General features: G+C 61.8%; 13 protein-coding genes, 2 pseudogenes and 1 riboswitch. Of the genes and pseudogenes, 4 read left to right on the forward strand and 11 right to left on the reverse strand.

All coding sequences use genetic code 11. The features are described 5' to 3' along the window. Window positions 1-22: 22 nt before the first annotated feature. From U5O12_RS20805 to U5O12_RS20845, 9 genes and pseudogenes are all read right to left on the reverse strand, one after another. Window positions 23-403: a prepilin-type N-terminal cleavage/methylation domain-containing protein gene (locus U5O12_RS20805; protein WP_322580471.1), complete on the reverse strand. Its 381-nt coding sequence runs from the start codon at window positions 401-403 to the stop codon at window positions 23-25. 190 nt (window positions 404-593) lie between these two features. Beyond that, window positions 594-1,109, reverse strand: a complete 516-nt coding sequence (locus U5O12_RS20810; RefSeq protein ID WP_322580472.1) for a hypothetical protein — start codon at window positions 1,107-1,109, stop codon at window positions 594-596. Window positions 1,110-1,112: 3 nt separating this feature from the next. After that, complete coding sequence (locus tag U5O12_RS20815) at window positions 1,113-1,607, reverse strand: type II secretion system F family protein (protein ID WP_322580473.1); 495 nt, start codon at window positions 1,605-1,607, stop codon at window positions 1,113-1,115. A gap of 217 nt (window positions 1,608-1,824) precedes the next feature. Beyond that, window positions 1,825-2,352: pseudogene (locus U5O12_RS20820) on the reverse strand (type II secretion system F family protein); the annotation flags it as partial. A 2-nt stretch (window positions 2,353-2,354) separates the two neighbouring features. Next, a complete protein-coding gene (locus U5O12_RS20825) occupies window positions 2,355-4,124 on the reverse strand; it encodes a GspE/PulE family protein (RefSeq protein ID WP_322580474.1) in 1,770 nt (589 codons plus the stop codon). Between the two features lie 47 nt (window positions 4,125-4,171). Then, entirely contained in the window at window positions 4,172-4,972 is an 801-nt protein-coding gene (locus tag U5O12_RS20830; protein WP_322580475.1) for a glycine zipper 2TM domain-containing protein, read from the reverse strand. Window positions 4,973-5,133: 161 nt separating this feature from the next. Further along, window positions 5,134-7,899 (reverse strand): methionine synthase, encoded by a 2,766-nt coding sequence (gene metH / locus U5O12_RS20835; protein ID WP_416221535.1) that lies wholly within the window; start codon window positions 7,897-7,899, stop codon window positions 5,134-5,136. Window positions 7,900-7,929: 30 nt separating this feature from the next. Beyond that, window positions 7,930-8,928 carry a Gfo/Idh/MocA family oxidoreductase gene (locus U5O12_RS20840; RefSeq protein WP_322580476.1) on the reverse strand — a complete coding sequence of 333 codons (999 nt, stop codon included), beginning with the start codon at window positions 8,926-8,928 and terminating at the stop codon, window positions 7,930-7,932. Between the two features lie 14 nt (window positions 8,929-8,942). Beyond that, entirely contained in the window at window positions 8,943-10,019 is a 1,077-nt protein-coding gene (locus U5O12_RS20845) for a homocysteine S-methyltransferase family protein (protein WP_322580477.1), read from the reverse strand. 24 nt (window positions 10,020-10,043) lie between these two features. Further along, window positions 10,044-10,130, reverse strand: a riboswitch (S-adenosyl-L-homocysteine riboswitch). A 152-nt stretch (window positions 10,131-10,282) separates the two neighbouring features. On the opposite strand from U5O12_RS20845, the pseudogene U5O12_RS21280 reads away from it, so the two are divergent. Together U5O12_RS21280 and U5O12_RS21285 are read left to right on the forward strand one after the other, a co-directional pair. Further along, window positions 10,283-10,882, forward strand: a pseudogene (locus U5O12_RS21280) (RecQ family ATP-dependent DNA helicase); the annotation flags it as partial. Between the two features lie 266 nt (window positions 10,883-11,148). Next, a complete protein-coding gene (locus U5O12_RS21285; RefSeq protein WP_416221536.1) occupies window positions 11,149-12,132 on the forward strand; it encodes an RQC domain-containing protein in 984 nt (327 codons plus the stop codon). A gap of 50 nt (window positions 12,133-12,182) precedes the next feature. Here U5O12_RS21285 and U5O12_RS20855 read toward each other — a convergent pair whose 3' ends face one another. Then, window positions 12,183-12,476 (reverse strand): hypothetical protein, encoded by a 294-nt coding sequence (locus U5O12_RS20855; protein ID WP_322580478.1) that lies wholly within the window; start codon window positions 12,474-12,476, stop codon window positions 12,183-12,185. Window positions 12,477-12,678: 202 nt separating this feature from the next. After that, window positions 12,679-15,006, reverse strand: a complete 2,328-nt coding sequence (locus tag U5O12_RS20860; protein ID WP_322580479.1) for an ATP-binding protein — start codon at window positions 15,004-15,006, stop codon at window positions 12,679-12,681. 176 nt (window positions 15,007-15,182) lie between these two features. Between U5O12_RS20860 and U5O12_RS20865 the strand changes: the two genes are divergently transcribed. Together U5O12_RS20865 and U5O12_RS20870 are read left to right on the forward strand one after the other, a co-directional pair. Then, entirely contained in the window at window positions 15,183-15,323 is a 141-nt protein-coding gene (locus tag U5O12_RS20865; protein WP_322580480.1) for a hypothetical protein, read from the forward strand. Between the two features lie 61 nt (window positions 15,324-15,384). Beyond that, on the forward strand, window positions 15,385-15,972 hold the full coding sequence (locus tag U5O12_RS20870; protein WP_416221541.1) for a glutathione peroxidase: 588 nt from the start codon (window positions 15,385-15,387) through the stop codon (window positions 15,970-15,972). Window positions 15,973-16,168 lie beyond the last annotated feature (196 nt).

Here is a 16,168-nt window from a genome sequence, read left to right on the forward strand (position 1 = left end):
TTTTAGGGGGCATCCAAGAAAATCAGTTGATGCCGATTGCCGAGAACGAAGCTGTAACGGCAGGACTCACAGAGGTGTTTTGCAGCTCACAATTGACTGTGGCACCAGCAGTGACTGCGGCAGCAGTGATTTGATAACCAGTCGGCAAAGAACCCTGCAGTGCATTTGGAACCTGATTGCAATTGAGAATTGCAACCCCGGTAGCTGTTCCCTTCGCACTACGTGCCGCATAGTTCACTGCGGATGCAGAAGACAGACCACCAGCTACACCTTGCGTGGAAGCAATCACAGCATCACCCTTCAAATCCACGAACTTCGGAATCGCAACCGCGGCCAGCACGCCCAAAATCACAATCACCATCACCAACTCAATCAGCGTAAAGCCGCGTTGTACTTGTTTCATGTTGTCCGCCTTTCGTTTGAAAAATCTTGCAGCCCAAGCGACTTGCCGGGCTCCCAACGTCATCTCGATCGTTGCATGACGAATTAATTCTATTGCAATGAACTATTGTTGTGCATGAAGTTTGTGGGCTAAGTATGTGAGTTAACTCACCATTTACCCACTTTTGTGCCGTTTACCAGCGCCATGTTGTTCAATCCACGGGCTGCCCCATCCACACATACGGCTGCTGGGCCTTGATTTGAAGGGGGCCAGCAACAGAGCCCACCCGAAACCACATCGACACAACACCCTCGGGGGACTGCAGCCATGCAGACTCCGTGGGGCGGTAACCGATGCAGCTGCACACCGGGTCAAACACCCAACTGCCGCTGGGCAGTGCCGCCAGTGCTTCTGGGCCTGCAACACCCGCGTAATTGGGTGGCAGCTGCTGCAGCGCAGCAAATGGATTGCGTTGTGCTCGCACCACATGGCCAGCATTGGCACGGTTGCTCGCGATTGCGACTTCCAGGTGCGCCACCACCAAGGCTGTGCGCAAAGCACCCAGTGTGCTCTTGATGTGTGCCAGCTCCGCTTGGCCGCGCACCTCGCGTGCCTGCTGGGTAAACACGGCTGCCAAAACAATCACCAGCGCAACCATGAGCCCCCACTCCATAAGGCGCGCATTCCACACCGGCGAGGGCTTGGCCGCGGGACGTAGTGCAACCACGGCCTAGCCGCCGCCCCGACCCATGGCGGCCTGGCCCATGTTCCACAGCGGCAAAAACACCCCCAAAGCCAACAACAGTACGAGCACTCCGATCACGGCCAGCAAAATGGGCTCAATGGAGGCCGACAGGCCCTTGATGCTGTAGTCGGTATCGCGCTCGTACATGGCGGCAATCTCAAACAGCAGGTTGTCCAGCTCACCGGTCTCCTCACCCACATTGATCATTTGCAGCACCACTGGTGTAAACACGCCCGTGGCTGCCGCGCAGCGCGAGATGCTTTCGCCGCGCTCGATACCGTCGCGCATCTGCTCGATGCGGCTGCCAATGAATGCGTTGTCCACCGTTTGCGCCACCACGGTAAGTGCCTGCACCAGCGGCACCCCACTCTGGCTGGAGAGCGCGAAGCTGCGGGCGAAACCGCGCCAGCGTGGCCTTGAGGATGATGTCGCCCACGATGGGCAGCTTGAGTTTGCGGGAGTCCCAGCGGTAGCGGCCATCAGGCGTACGCAGATAAGCACGCACACCCACTACAGCGCCGGCCGCCAGCGCCAACAGCAAAGGCCACCAGGTAATCATCCAGCTGGAAAACGCGAGCAAGCCCCGGGTGATCAAAGGCAACTGGGTGTTGAAACCGGCAAACACCTTGGCAAACACCGGGATCACAAAGATGTTCAGGATCACGATGGCCACTGCCATGGCGATCATCACAAACATGGGGTAACGCATGGCCTGCTTGATGCGCTCGCGAACGTCGCGCTCAAACTCCATATGCTCCGTCAGGCGCAAAAACACCTCGGTCAAGCGGCCTGTCATCTCGCCCACGCGGATCATGGAGATATAGAACCCGCCAAACAGGGCGCTGTGCCGCGCCAGCGATGCGGACAATTCACGCCCCTGGTCCAGACTGGCGCGGATGTCTTTGAGCATGTCCACCATCGCCGGTTTGGTGGCCGAAGCCTCCAGCCCGGCAAAAGCACGCAAGATGGGCACCCCCGCTTTGTTGAGCGTGTACATCTGGCGCGAAAAGATCAGCAGGTCTTCCATCACCACCGGCTTGCGGTTGAGCCAGGCCAGCGCAGAGCCGCTGGTTTTTTCTTCTTTGGCCTCGGCCAGCGCGATATGCACGGGCGAAACCCCGATGGACAGCAGCTGGTCAGCCACGCCGCCTTCCGTCATCGCTTCGAGTTGGCCGTTGACGGCCTCGCCCCGGTTGTTGCGGCCACGCCAGGCGTAGAGAGCCATGCTCAGCTACCCGGGGTGGTTTCGTCGTCGTCCGCGTCAAAGCCGATGCGCAAGGCTTCGGCCAGGGACGTACGACCTTGGCGCACCAACTCCAGCGCATGGTGGGCCATGGTGTGGCCCTTCATGCGCTCGCGTGCGGTGCGCATGAAGCTGGCGGGGTCGGAGTGCGAAGCCGCATGGGTGAGAACGGCGTCCATCTCCAACAGCTCGTAGACCCCTTGGCGTCCGGCGTAGCCTGTGCCATTGCATGCCGAGCAACCCAAGCCGCGCTTGGGCGTGAGCGTGGCGCCCGCTTGCAGGGTGGCGTCCAGCCACGATTGCTCTTGCGGCGTGGGCGTGTGCGGCGCAGAGCACTCGGGGCAGTTCACCCGCACCAAGCGCTGGGCGATCACGGCCTGCAGGCTGGTGGCCACCATAAACGGTGGTACCCCCATGTCCAGCAAACGGAACGGCGTGCTGATGGCATCACGCGTGTGCAAGGTAGAGAGCACCAGGTGCCCGGTGATGGCGGCACGCAGGCCGATCTCGGCCGTCTCGGCGTCGCGCATTTCACCGACCAGAATCACATCCGGGTCTTGGCGCAGGCAGGCACGCAGCACGCGGGCAAAGGTCAGCTCGATTTTGTCGTTCACCTGCACTTGGGTAATGGCGGGCAGACGGTATTCCACCGGGTCTTCCACAGTAATGACCTTGAGCTCGGCGGCGTTGATTTCGGCCAGTGCGGCATACAGCGTGGTAGTTTTGCCTGAGCCCGTGGGGCCGGTCACCAGCACCATGCCCGAGGTGCGCGCCAGCACTTCCCGAAAACGCTTAAGCATGTCAGGAGGCATGCCAATGCTGTCGAGCCGGCGCATGCCGGCCCCTTGGTTGAGCAAGCGCATGACCGCCGACTCACCATAGGTGGTGGGCAGCGTAGAGAGGCGCACATCGATGGTGTTGTCTTTGAGGCGCACGCTGAAGCGGCCGTCTTGAGGCAGGCGTTTCTCGGAGATGTCCAGCCCCGCCATCAGCTTGAGGCGCTGGGCCAGCGCACCGCCAATACGTTTGTCGGCCTGGGTCTGGGTTTGCAACACGCCGTCCACCCGCACGCGAATCTGCAGAAATCCTTCTTGTGGCTCAATGTGCACGTCCGACGCACCAACCTGCATGGCGTCTTCAAACAGCGACTGCAGCAGGCGCACCACCGGCGCGCCTTCGGTACCCACGGTGGCCGTCAACTCGCCAAAGTCCACCGCGTCGCCCAAGTCTTTTTCCAGGGCGCGGGCCAGGCCACTGATTTCTTCGGTGCGGCGGTAGAGCCGGTCAAATGCAAGCGCCAGCTGGCTCTCTGGCACGGCAGCAATGCCGATGTTGCGCTTGAGCAGGCGGGTCAGCTCGTCGTAGGCAAACAGGTCCAGCGGGTCCGCCAGCGCCACCAACAGCACATCGCCCTTGTCCTCCAGCACCAGGGCACGGAATCGCCGCGCCGCAGACTCGGGCAGCAGCTTGACCACATCGGCCCGGAAGGGGAAGGTCTTGAGGTTAACGAAAGGGATACGGAGCTGGCGCGCCAAGCCATTGGCCAGCAGCTCTTCGGTGATGACGCCAGTTTCAATCAGCAAACGCCCCACTTTTTTGCCGGTGGTGCGCTGCAGTTCCAGGGTTTGCTGGAGCTGCTCTTGGGAAATCAGGCGCTGCTGGACCAGCACATCGCCCAGACGCAGTTTTTCAGGACGGCCCGGGGTTGGGCGCGGGCCGTCTGTCGCACCGGGCGTTGCCGTTGCCATGTTCATGCGCTATTCCTTTTGCGGTTTGCAAAAATAATAGCACGCGAGGCCCTTCAGGTAGCGTTATGCGCTGCGGGCAAGGCCGCTGGCGCAGCGTTGCTGGCGGGGCTGATGGTGTTGCCCTCCAGCGTCACCCGCGCTCCGACAGCGGCTGGGCTGCTTTGCTCGATGCGGCGCAGTGATCCGTCTTCCATGCGGATGGCCACCTGGTAGACGGTTTCCTTCTTCATGTTTTTCTCGATCGCGTTGCCCGCAATGCCGCCGCCAAAAATGCCGGCGATGGTAGCCAGTGTCTTGCCGCTACCACCGCCCACCTGGTTACCCAACACGCCGCCCAAAACCGCGCCCACCGCAGCACCCGCACCACTGGGTGCGGCCTCGCGCTGGATGGGGGTCACGGTTTCCACCGTGCCACAGCTGGCGCACACCAGCTTGGGCGCCACTTGGGGCACCGCAGCCACGGGTTCCCACGACTGGTCGCGACCGGGCAGGCTGTCGGCCACCACAGGCTCCACCACAGCAGGAGGTGTTTTTGCTATTGTTTTAGGAGCTGCTTGCGCAGTTTTTACCGGGGTTTTGGCTACTTTTTGTGCTTTTTCTGGCGCAGCCATTGCTTGCGGCGGAGCTGCCTGCACCGCCGGGAGTTCTGGCGCGGGCAAGGCTGCGGCCACAGTGGCAGACGTCAGCGGGGTGACGGGCACCACTTCGTCGGCGCTGCGGAAGTTGACTTGCACCAGCGCGGCCCCCAAGGCCAACGTAGTCGCCCCTAGGGCGCCAACCGAGGCCCACAAGAAACGGTTACTAGACACACCGGCCGCCGGTACGGCGCCGGGCATGGACATGGCACTGCTCATACATCTCTCCTTTGGCAAGGGGCGGGATCGCCCCTTCAAGCCTGGGTCGCCTTACAACGACCGAGGCCTGCCAAAGGTACACAGCGCAGGGATCGCCACCGTGTCTGAGTTGTAACGCAGGGTAAAGCTGCGCCGGGCCCTACACCTAGCAGAGCCGGTGTTTACAAATTGGGCGCCAACAGGCGCTCCAGTTCGGCCTGGTTGAGCTGGCGGCGTTCGGCCAGGTCCTGCACCTGGTCGTCACCGATCTTGCCTACGTTGAAGTAGGTCGCGTCCGGGTGGCCAATATAGAAGCCACTGACGCTGGCCGCCGGGGTCATGGCCAGGCTTTCGGTCACGGCCATGCCGATTTCCTCGCACTGCAGCAGTTCGAACATGTCCTTCTTGGCACTGTGGTCCGGGCAGGCCGGGTAACCGGGCGCGGGGCGGATGCCCTTGTATTTCTCGGCAATCAGCTCTTCGTTGCTCAGCGCTTCGTCGGCCGCGTAGCCCCACAGATCGGTGCGTACGCGGTAGTGCAGGGCTTCCGCAAAGGCTTCGGCCAGGCGGTCTGCAATCGACTTGAGCATGATGGCGGAGTAGTCGTCCAGGTCGTCCAGGAAGTACTTTTCCTTCTTGTCCACGCCAATGCCCGCGGTGACTGCAAACAGGCCTGCGTAGTCGGCCTTCACGCCCTTGGGCGCCACAAAGTCGGCCAGGCAGCGGCTGGGGCGCATCACACCATCGATCTCCTGCTTCTCGGTCTGCTGGCGCAGGCCGTACCAGGTCATGGCGACCTCGGAGCGCGATTCGTCGGTGTAGAACTCAATGTCATCGTCGTTCACCGAGTTGGCCGGGTACAAGGCCACCACGGCGTTGGCCGTGAGCCAGCGGCCTTCGATCAGGCGCTTGAGCATGCGCTGGCCGTCGGCATAGACCCGCACGGCCTCGGTGCCCACCACCTCGTCCTTCAGGATCGCCGGGAAAGGCCCGGCCAGGTCCCAGGTCTGGAAGAAAGGGCCCCAGTCGATGTACTTGGCGAGCTCGCCCAGGTCAAAGTTCTTGAAGACGCGGCGGCCGATGAACTTCGGGCTAGTGGGCTGGTGTGCGGCCCAATCAATCGGCGTCTTGTTGGCCCGCGCCTTGGCCAGTGGCCACATGGGCGTCTGCTTTTTGTTGGCGTGCTGGTGGCGCACCTTGTCGTAGTCGGTGTTCAGCTCGACAATGTACTTGGCAGCCTGCTCGCTCAGCAGGCTTTGGGCCACGCTCACGCTGCGGGATGCGTCCGGCACGTAGACCACAGGGCCTTCGTAGTTGGGCGCAATCTTGACCGCGGTGTGCACCCGGCTGCAGGTCGCGCCGCCAATCAGCAGCGGGATGTTGCGGCTGCGGAAGTAGTCGTCCTTCTGCATCTCGCCCGCCACGTATTGCATCTCTTCCAGGCTGGGCGTGATCAGACCAGAGAGGCCAATGATGTCCGCGCCCTCTTCCTTGGCCTTGGCCAGAATCTCGTGGCAAGGCACCATGACACCCATGTTGACCACGTCAAAGTTGTTGCACTGCAGAACCACGGTCACGATGTTCTTGCCGATGTCGTGCACATCGCCCTTGACGGTCGCAATCACGATCTTGCCTTTGGCCTTCGCCTCGCCACCGGCTTCCACCATGGCGAGCTTTTCGGCCTCGATGTAGGGCAGCAGGTGCGCCACGGCGCTCTTCATCACGCGTGCACTCTTCACGACCTGCGGCAGGAACATCTTGCCCTGGCCGAACAGGTCCCCCACCACATTCATGCCGTCCATCAGCGGGCCTTCAATCACGTGCAGCGGGCGGCCACCCTTGGCCAGAATCTCGCGGTAGGCCTCTTCCGTATCCTGCGTGATGAAGTCGGTGATGCCATGCACCAGCGCATGCGAAAGGCGTGCGTGCACCGAGGCAGGCGCCTCGGGCGTGCCGCGCCATTCCAGTTTTTTGCTTTCGTCTTTGGCACCACTCTTGGCAGTCTCGGCGATCTCCACCAGGCGCTCGCCCGCATCGGGGCGGCGGTTCAGCACCACGTCTTCCACACGCTCGCGCAACGCGGGCTCCAGATCGTCGTACACCCCCACCATGCCCGCATTCACGATGCCCATGTCCATACCCGCCTGGATGGCGTGGTACAGGAACACGGTATGGATGGCCTCGCGCACCGGGTCGTTGCCGCGGAAGCTGAAGGACACGTTGGACACACCGCCGCTCACCTTGGCGCCGGGCAGGTTCTGCTTGATCCAGCGGGTGGCTTCGATGAAGTCCACCGCGTAGTTGTTGTGCTCTTCAATGCCGGTGGCAATGGCGAAGATGTTGGGGTCGAAGATGATGTCTTCCGGTGGGAAATCCACCTCGTCCACCAGGATGCGGTAGGCGCGCTCGCAGATCTCGATCTTGCGGGCGTAGGTGTCGGCTTGGCCTTTTTCGTCAAAGGCCATGACCACCGCAGCCGCGCCATAACGGCGCAAGAGTTTGGCCTGGCGCTTGAATTCGTCCAGCCCCTCTTTCATGCTGATGGAGTTCACCACCGCCTTGCCCTGCACGCAGCGCAGGCCGGCCTCGATCACGCTCCACTTGGAGCTGTCGATCATGATGGGCACGCGCGAGATGTCGGGCTCGGACGCGATCAGGTTCAGGAAGCGCACCATGGCGGCCTGGCTGTCCAGCATGGCCTCGTCCATGTTGATGTCGATGATCTGTGCGCCGTTTTCCACCTGCTGGCGGGCCACGGCCAGGGCTTCTTCAAACTGCCCGTTGAGAATCATGCGGGCGAAGGCCTTGGAGCCAGTGACGTTGGTGCGCTCACCCACGTTCACGAAGAGGCTGTCGCTGTCGATCAGCACCGGCTCCAAGCCGGAAAGCATCATGGGTGCTACGTTTTTGGTAGCTGCTGGCGCAGCATTGACGGTGGCTTGTGGCATAAATGACCTAATTTTTGTGTATTTGGCGGTTTACACCGATTCCCAACAGCCGCTGCGCTGGGAGGCAAACAGCGCGTCGATGATGCGCATGTTCTGGATAGCGTCATCGACGCCGTACTGCAGGGGCTGCTCGCCGCGGATGGCCAGCGAAAAGGCATCACCCTCCAGGCTGTACTGGTCACAGGCCGCGAAGGTTTCCACCACCGCAGCGCGGCCACCCAGCACCTTGCCATCGTCCACAAAAATGCGGGTTTCCTGGCCTTGGGGCGCGTTGAAGGGGATCTCGATCTCCACCCGTTTTTCGGTGCCAATGGCGTGCACGCGCTGGTAGGGCGTAGTCTGCATGGAGACGGTGAAATCCAAGCGGCGCCCCTCGCCAAAGTCCAGCAGCGCGCTGAAGCTGCGGTCCACGCCAAAGTCCGGGTCCATGTCGGCCAGCGCCATCACGCGCACCGGCTCTGCGTCAAACAGGAAACGCCCCGCCACGATGGGGTAGCAGCCGATGTCCATCAGCGCGCCGCCGCCCTTGGAAGCATCGTTGCGGATGTTGGCCGCATTGCGGTTGAAGTAGGAGAACCAGGCTTGCACGGTGCGCAGATCGCCCAGCGCACCACTGCGCACCAGCTCGCGCGTGCGCAGCCATTGGGGGTGGAAGCGCACCATGAAGGCTTCCATGATGTGCACCTTGCCCGCCACCTCGCGCAGCTGCGCCGCCTCGTTGGCATTCAGGGCTATCGGCTTTTCGCACAGCACATGCTTGCCTGCGCGCGCGGCCGCCAGCGTCATGGGCACGTGCAGGTCGTTGGGCAGGGGGTTGTAGATGGCCTCGATCGCCGGGTCGGCCAGCAGCTCCTCGTAGGAACCGTAGGCCTTGGAAATGCCCAACTTGTCGGCCGCCGCGCGTGCAGATGGCAGCGAGCGCGAGGCGATGGCTTGCACGTCACACCACTGGCTGCGCATCAGCGCGGGGGTAACTTTCTCCATGCCGATCTTGGCGGTGCTCAGCACGCCCCAGGTAACTTTTTTCATGGTGATGTCTCGGCTCAGGCCGCCTCTTTGTAAAAGTACCCGCGCTGCACGCTGCGTGCAGCCAATGGCGACACGGCTTGCGCAATCGCACCAATGTGGTCGGGCGTGGTGCCGCAGCAGCCGCCCACGATGTTCACCAAGCCTTCTTCCGCAAACTCACGAACCAAACGGCTGGTCACATCCGGCGTTTCGTCAAAGCCAGTGTCGCTCATGGGGTTGGGCAGGCCCGCGTTGGGGTAGCAGCTGATGAAGGTGTCGGTCGCGACCTTGTTCAGCTCCTGGATGTAGGGACGCATCAGCGCCGCGCCCAGTGCGCAGTTCAGGCCAATCGCCAGGGGCTGCGCATGGCGCACGCTGTGCCAGAAGGCGGTCACGGTCTGGCCGCTCAGGATACGGCCGGACGCATCAGTCACCGTGCCGCTGATGAGGATGGGCAGGCGCTCGCCGCTGGCTTCAAAGTATTCGTCCACCGCAAACAGTGCGGCCTTGGCATTGAGCGTGTCAAAAATGGTTTCCACCAGAATCACGTCCGCTCCACCGTCGACCAACGCCTTGGTCTGGTCGTAGTAGGCGGCGCGCAGCTCTTCAAACGTGACGTTGCGGGCGCCGGGGTCGTTGACGTCAGGGCTGATGCTGGCCGTCTTGGGCGTGGGGCCGAGGGCGCCGCACACAAAGCGGGGCTTGTCGGGCGTGCTGTACTTGTCACAGGCGGCGCGGGCCAACTTGGCGGACACGTAATTCATTTCAATGGCCAAGTCAGCCATGTCGTAGTCGGCCTGGGCCACGGTGGTGGCACCAAAGGTGTTGGTCTCGATCATGTCGGCACCCGCGGCCAAATAGGCCTCGTGGATGTCGGTAATCACGTCGGGCCGCGTCAGGCTCAACAACTCGTTGTTGCCCTTGACGTCTTTGGGGAAGTCTTTGAAACGGTCGCCTTGGTTGCCCGGGCCGCTGTAGCCTTCGCCGCGGTACTGGGCCTCGCCGAGCTTGAAGCGCTGGATCATGGTGCCCATGGCGCCGTCCAGAATGGCGATGCGGCTGGCGAGAATGCCGGGAAGGGCTTGGGCGCGGGTATAGGTGATGGGCTTCATTCGGCGGCTCACTGTGTGGGTTTCAACAAGTGAGCGCAGTTGGAGTCCCCAAGCCTGACCGGAGGCCTGCCTGTCTGAAGGCAGGCGCCAGCTGCAGCGCCCCTTGGGAAGTGTCGATTTTAGTCGACCAGCGCCGCCGCGGGTACTACCCCATCGGCCTTGCACGACAATAGAACGCACCTCCGCCGGCACAAATACTGGTCTTTTAGTGCCTTAGCCCTTATAGATATTGCGCAAGCAGCTCCTTTTTTTATAGCGTTCTCGTGCCCCAATTGCAGATTCTCCGCGAGGTATTTGGCTACGACGCATTCCGCGGGCCGCAGCAGGCCATCATCGAACATGTGGCCGGCGGTGGTGATGCACTGGTGCTCATGCCCACGGGCGGCGGCAAGTCCTTGTGTTACCAGATTCCGGCCATCGCGCGCCAGCAAGCCGGTCTGGGCGCCACATTGGTTATTTCGCCCCTGATTGCGCTCATGCACGACCAGGTGGGCGCGCTGCACGAAGCCGGTGTGAGCGCCGCGTTCCTCAACTCCACCCTGAGCGGCGACGAGGCCTACCAGATCGAACAGCAATTGCTGCGTGGCGAGATCACCCTGCTTTACGCCGCGCCAGAGCGGGTCAACAACGCACGCTTTCTGGCGCTGCTGGATTCGCTGTTCGAGCGCGGCAAGCTCAGTCTGTTCGCCATCGACGAGGCGCATTGCGTGAGCCAGTGGGGCCATGACTTCCGACCCGACTACCGCAACCTCACGGTGCTGCACGAGCGCTACCCCGGCATTCCGCGCATTGCGCTCACCGCTACCGCCGACGACCTGACGCGCGCCGACATCCTGGAGCGGCTGCAGCTGGAGGACGCACGTGCCTTTGTCAGCAGCTTTGACCGGCCCAACATCCGCTACACCATCGTCGAGAAAGAAGGACTCCACCACCCAGCTGCTGCGCTTCATCGAACGCGAACACGAGGGCGAGGCCGGCATCGTCTACTGCCAAAGCCGCAAGAAAGTGGAAGACATGGCCCAGACGCTGGTGGACGCCGGCATCAAGGCCCTGCCCTACCACGCCGGGCTGGACGCCAAAGCTGCGACAGACCCACCAGGACCGATTTCTGCGCGAAGAAGGCATCGTCATGGTGGCGACCATCGCCTTTGGCATGGGCATCGACAAGCCCGACGTGCGCTTTGTCGCCCACCGCGACATGCCCAAGAACATCGAAGGCTATTACCAAGAGACAGGGCGGGCTGGCCGCGACGGCCTGCCCGCCGACGCCTGGATGGCCTATGGCCTGCAGGACGTGGTGAACCAGCGCCGCATGATCGATGAGAGCCCGGCCAGCGAAGAATTCAAACAGGTGATGCGTGGCAAGCTCGACGCCTTGCTGGGGCTGGCAGAGGCGACCGACTGCCGCCGAGTTCGTCTGCTGGGCTACTTTGGTGAAAAGAGCGAACCCTGCGGCAACTGCGACAACTGCCTGAACCCGCCTGCGGTGTGGGACGGCACGGACGCGGCGCGCAAGCTGCTGTCCACCATTTACCGCATCCAGCAGATGAGCGGCATGAGCTTTGGCGCCGGCCACCTGATGGACATCGTGCGCGGCAAGACCACGGAGAAAGTGACCCAGTACAACCATGCCAGCTTGAGCACCTTCGGCCTGGGCACCGATTTCTCGGAACTGCAGCTGCGCGGGGTGCTGCGGCAGTTGATTGCCATGGGCGCCGTGGCAGTGCAGGGGGGGGAGTTCAACACGCTGCAGCTCACGGCAGAGTCACGCGGAGTGTTGAAAGGCGAGGTGCCGGTGATGCTGCGGGAATCGGTGTCGACCCCAGCCGACCGCAAGAGCCGACGCAACCCGCGCCTGGGGGCGGTGGTCAAGGCACCGATCAACCTGGACAGCGAAGGACTGCTGCGCTATTCGGCCCTGAAGGCCTGGCGCGCCGAGGTCGCCAAGGAGCACAACCTGCCCGCCTATGTGATTTTTCACGACGCTACGCTGGCGGCCATTGCCCAGCGGGCGCCCCAGAGTCTGGACGACCTCCAGGGCATCAGTGGCATAGGTGCCAAAAAGTTGGAAGCCTATGCCAGCGATGTGCTGCGGGTCGTGGCACTGGAGTAGCACCTGACGCGGCCCGGGCAAACCGCCCGGGGGCTGGCAGAACCGAAGACTCAGTGGCGGTGGAAACCGCTCTCGTAGGCCATGGCGGCGCCCGACATGGTGTTTTGCAGGCGCTGAATGGCGCGCATGTGGCGGGCGGAGCAGCTTGCGTCGGCCGCTTTGGCACGGTGGTGTTGCACCAAAGCCTGGAACTTGGCACGGCAGGCCTCCAGGGCCCCGGCAAAGTTCAAGGCGATGTAGGCCGAATGGTCCACATGGGTTTGGCGGAATTCGCCAGACCAGTAGTCAAACAGCTGCCACTTGTAGGTGCCTTTTTCAGGCACTTGGATGGTGTCTCGGTGCATAGTTGCCGCGATAAGGGATTGAAATGGACGCCAGAGCCGCCCCTGTATGTCCAACGTGGGCTGCGATTCGGTGTCCGCATGTGCCTTTCACGCACCAAGGCAGGGAATGGTTGACAGCAGATTCAAATAATTACAGATGGGTTACCAAAACCGTGCATTTTTCTCGCCCCCCGGCAGCCGGGCCGCACAGCTAATGCGGGTCTCAGTGCACAAATCCCATTGATCGGCGTTCGCGAACTTCCGGTTTGAGACGGTGCTCCGCCTCCAGCTGCTCCAGAAATTCCTCGGAACCCAGTACGGCACCCAGAATGTCGGCCTGGCGCCGCACGGCAGCCACATCACCAAGGCAGAGCTGGTCCAAAGCCGCCAAACGGCGGGCCAGAGCCGCAGGTAGAGCGTCCAAGCCCGGACAGGCTTCGGCCAAAAACACCGCCTCGCGCTGGGCTGGAGTTAGCGGCATAAATTCAATTTTGAAGGTAAAGCGGCGCAGTGCAGCCGGATCCAGGCGGTCCATCAGGTTGGTGGTACAAATAAAAATACCCCGATAGCGCTCCATACCCTGCAGCATCTCGTTGACTTCGCTCACCTCGTAATTGCGCTGAGCGCCCCGGCGGTCTTGCAAAAAGCTATCGGCCTCGTCCAGCAGCAACACGGCCCCTTCAGACTCTGCCTCACGGAACATGGTCGCCATGGCTTGCTCGGTTTCTCCAATATATTTACTCAACAGGTCGCTGGCCTGTCGCACCAGCAGAGGGCGACCTAGTGCCAGCGCCACATGTTCGGCCAAGGCCGTCTTTCCGCTGCCGGGTGGGCCATAGAAGCACAGGGTGCCATGGCCACGAGTTTTCAGAGCCTGCACCACGCGACCGATATCGAAGCGGCTCTGCAGGTTCAGCAACTCCAGCCGGTAAACGCTGAGCGCACTGGGCGTTGCGTGCGCCGGCGCGGCGTTGCCCAAGGCCAAATCTGCATTTTTGAGTTGGCGCTCAATCAAGGCCTCCAGCGCTGGGCCCTCTGTTTCCGGGTCCGCTGGTGCGGTCGCCAGCACGGCAAAGCGGGCTGCAGTGCGAATTTGTGCTGGCGTCAGGCCCTTGCGCGCGCTGAGGCGGGCGACAAATCCTTCTGACACAGCGACATCGGCCAGGGTTTTGCGAACCAGGCTCTCCCGTGCGCCTGGCGGCGGAGACTTCAGCTCAAGGTGGTAGGCAAAACGGCGGCGAAACGCTGGGTCGATCTGCTCGATGCGGTTGGTCACCCACAAGGTCGGCACCGTATTGGATTCCAGTATCTGGTTGACCCAGGCCTTGCCACTCACGCTACCCGTGGCTGGTGCGGCCGAGGCATCGGCGCGTGCAATCAGGTGCGCCGCCTCACTGGACAAGGGTGGAAACACGTCTTCCACCTCGTCAAACAACAGGGCTGCCTGCGCGCTGCCCTTGAGGAACACTTGGGCGATTTGCAGTGACCGGTAGCGGTCCCGCCCGCTGAGCGAATTGCCGTCACGGTCTGCGTATTCCACCTCAAAGAGCTCCAGACCGGCGTGCTGGGCCACCACCTTGGCCAGCTCGGTCTTGCCTGTGCCCGGCGGGCCATACAGCAGCACATTGATGCCCGCCTCCTTGCGCGCCACGGCATTGGCCAGCAGGCTGCACAACACGGCGGCGTCTTCGGCCACAAAGCTGAAGTCCTGCAGCCCCAGCTGACTTTTGGTGGACAGTCGGGTGAATACAGCCATCAGCTCGGCCTGGTCGCGGTACTGGCGCATCAGCACTGGGGGCAACTTCTCGCTGACCTTCATCAGGTCGGCCAGATCGGTGATGTTGTGTTCGGAGATCAGGTTTTCGACCAGCCCGATACGCTCCAGCCGGGAGCCGGCGCGCAGCGCTTCGCCCAGCTCTTGGGCACTCACCCCCGCCACTTCGGCAATCGCGGCGTAGGCTTCCGGTGCATTGTTGACCTTGAACTCCACCAAAATGCTGCGCATATCGCGCTGGTAACGCGCCAACGTTCCATACAGCAGGAGTGCGCGTTCAGCTTTGTTGAGCTGCAAGAGGCCCGCGAGTGCGTTGATGTTTTTTTCCACCAATGTGGACTGTTTTTTGAGCGCGTGGCGCAACCATTCGCCCGTAACCGAAAGCACCGAAATCAGGTCCTTGGGCTGGTCCTTGGCATATTCGTCCAGAAAGAAGAACAGCGTGGCTTCGTCGTACGGACCGCGCCATAGGCCATAGCGCGCCAGGAATTCACCGGGCTCCAGCGCCTCATGCCCCCGCCAGAGTTCATTGCCCTGGCACCGGCGCGCCAGAAATTCCCGCAACCGTCCCAGAACTGATACCGGCCACACCAAGTGCCGTCCAGCCAGTCCCACCACTCCATTGAAGTCGCGCCGTACATTGAAGTTGGCTCCCTGGCGCGCAGCCAGCGTGAGCACAAAGTGGGAGCACATCAAGTCCAACACCGGCGCCTCTTGCAGACCCGGAGAGGGAATGAGATGTCCACCCAAGGAGTGGAACAGCGTACGCTTGACCATTCAAACGCCTCCAGCACAGTGAGGTGCTGAAATGACGATAGCGCAGTCCGGGCCAAGATGGAAGGGTTGTTCCCGGATTTCCGCACCAATGCGGTGAAGTTGTCGGGCAAAGCACCTGCAGCTTGCCGCTGTGGGTAAAATTCGCGCTTTCCATCTGATGAATCCAAGGATCCACCATGTCCGCACCTGACAACCACTCTGACAACCACGCCACTGATCCCGTGGACGAAGTGGTGCCCATGATGCCGATCGTGTTGCCCATCGTGGGCGGTGTGCTGATGTTCTTGCTGGCATTTATTGCCGTTTCCATGGCATAAAGCCATGCGCACACCCGCTCCCCCCCGCACCACCGCGGGCGGCACCGGCAGCGGGTGTGGCATGTCAGGCACGCTGGTGTGTCTGGCACTTCTCGCTGGACCGCTCACTTCGGCACTGGCTGCGGATGCACCAGCCACCCAACGGGCCCGCTCTGCGGCAGCTGCCTGTCCAGCCATTCTTCAAAAGAGCTTTCCCAGGCTGCAAGACGATGCCCCGCAGCAGCTTTGCCAATATGCAGGGCGTGTCCTGTTGGTCGTCAATACCGCCAGTTACTGCGGATTTACCTCGCAGTACGAGGGCCTCGAAAAGTTGCATGCCCGCTGGGCCTCCCAAGGCTTGACCGTACTGGGCTTTCCGGCGAATGACTTTGGTCAGCAAGAACCCGGACAGAGTCAGCAGATTGCCGATTTTTGCTTCAATACCTATGGGGTCCAGTTCCCCATGTTTGCCAAGAGCAGCGTGGTTGGCCCACAAGCCAACAGCCTTTATCGCGATTTGGCCAAAGCCAGTGGTTCAGTTCCCCAGTGGAATTTCCACAAGTACCTGTTGGATCGGCAAGGCCGGGTGCTCGCCAGTTACCCCAGCGCCACGACACCTGACAATCCGCGCCTTTTGGCTGATATCCAACGCGCCCTCGCGGCTCGTTGAAACAGGCTTTTATGGGTCAAAGCGATGCTCAATACATGCATATGTTGATGCTATTTATGCATAGTTTTTCGATGTAATCGCCTCGTAACTTCGGTACCTGTTCTTAGAATTCACGAGAAGCGCTCCCAAGCCGCGGGTACACACCCCTCCTGTCAGAGCCGTCTTCTCAAAGTTGCAGGCTGCCGGCCCATGGATC

The organism is Rhodoferax sp. (assembly GCF_034519335.1).
Taxonomy (GTDB): domain Bacteria; phylum Pseudomonadota; class Gammaproteobacteria; order Burkholderiales; family Burkholderiaceae_C; genus Allorhodoferax.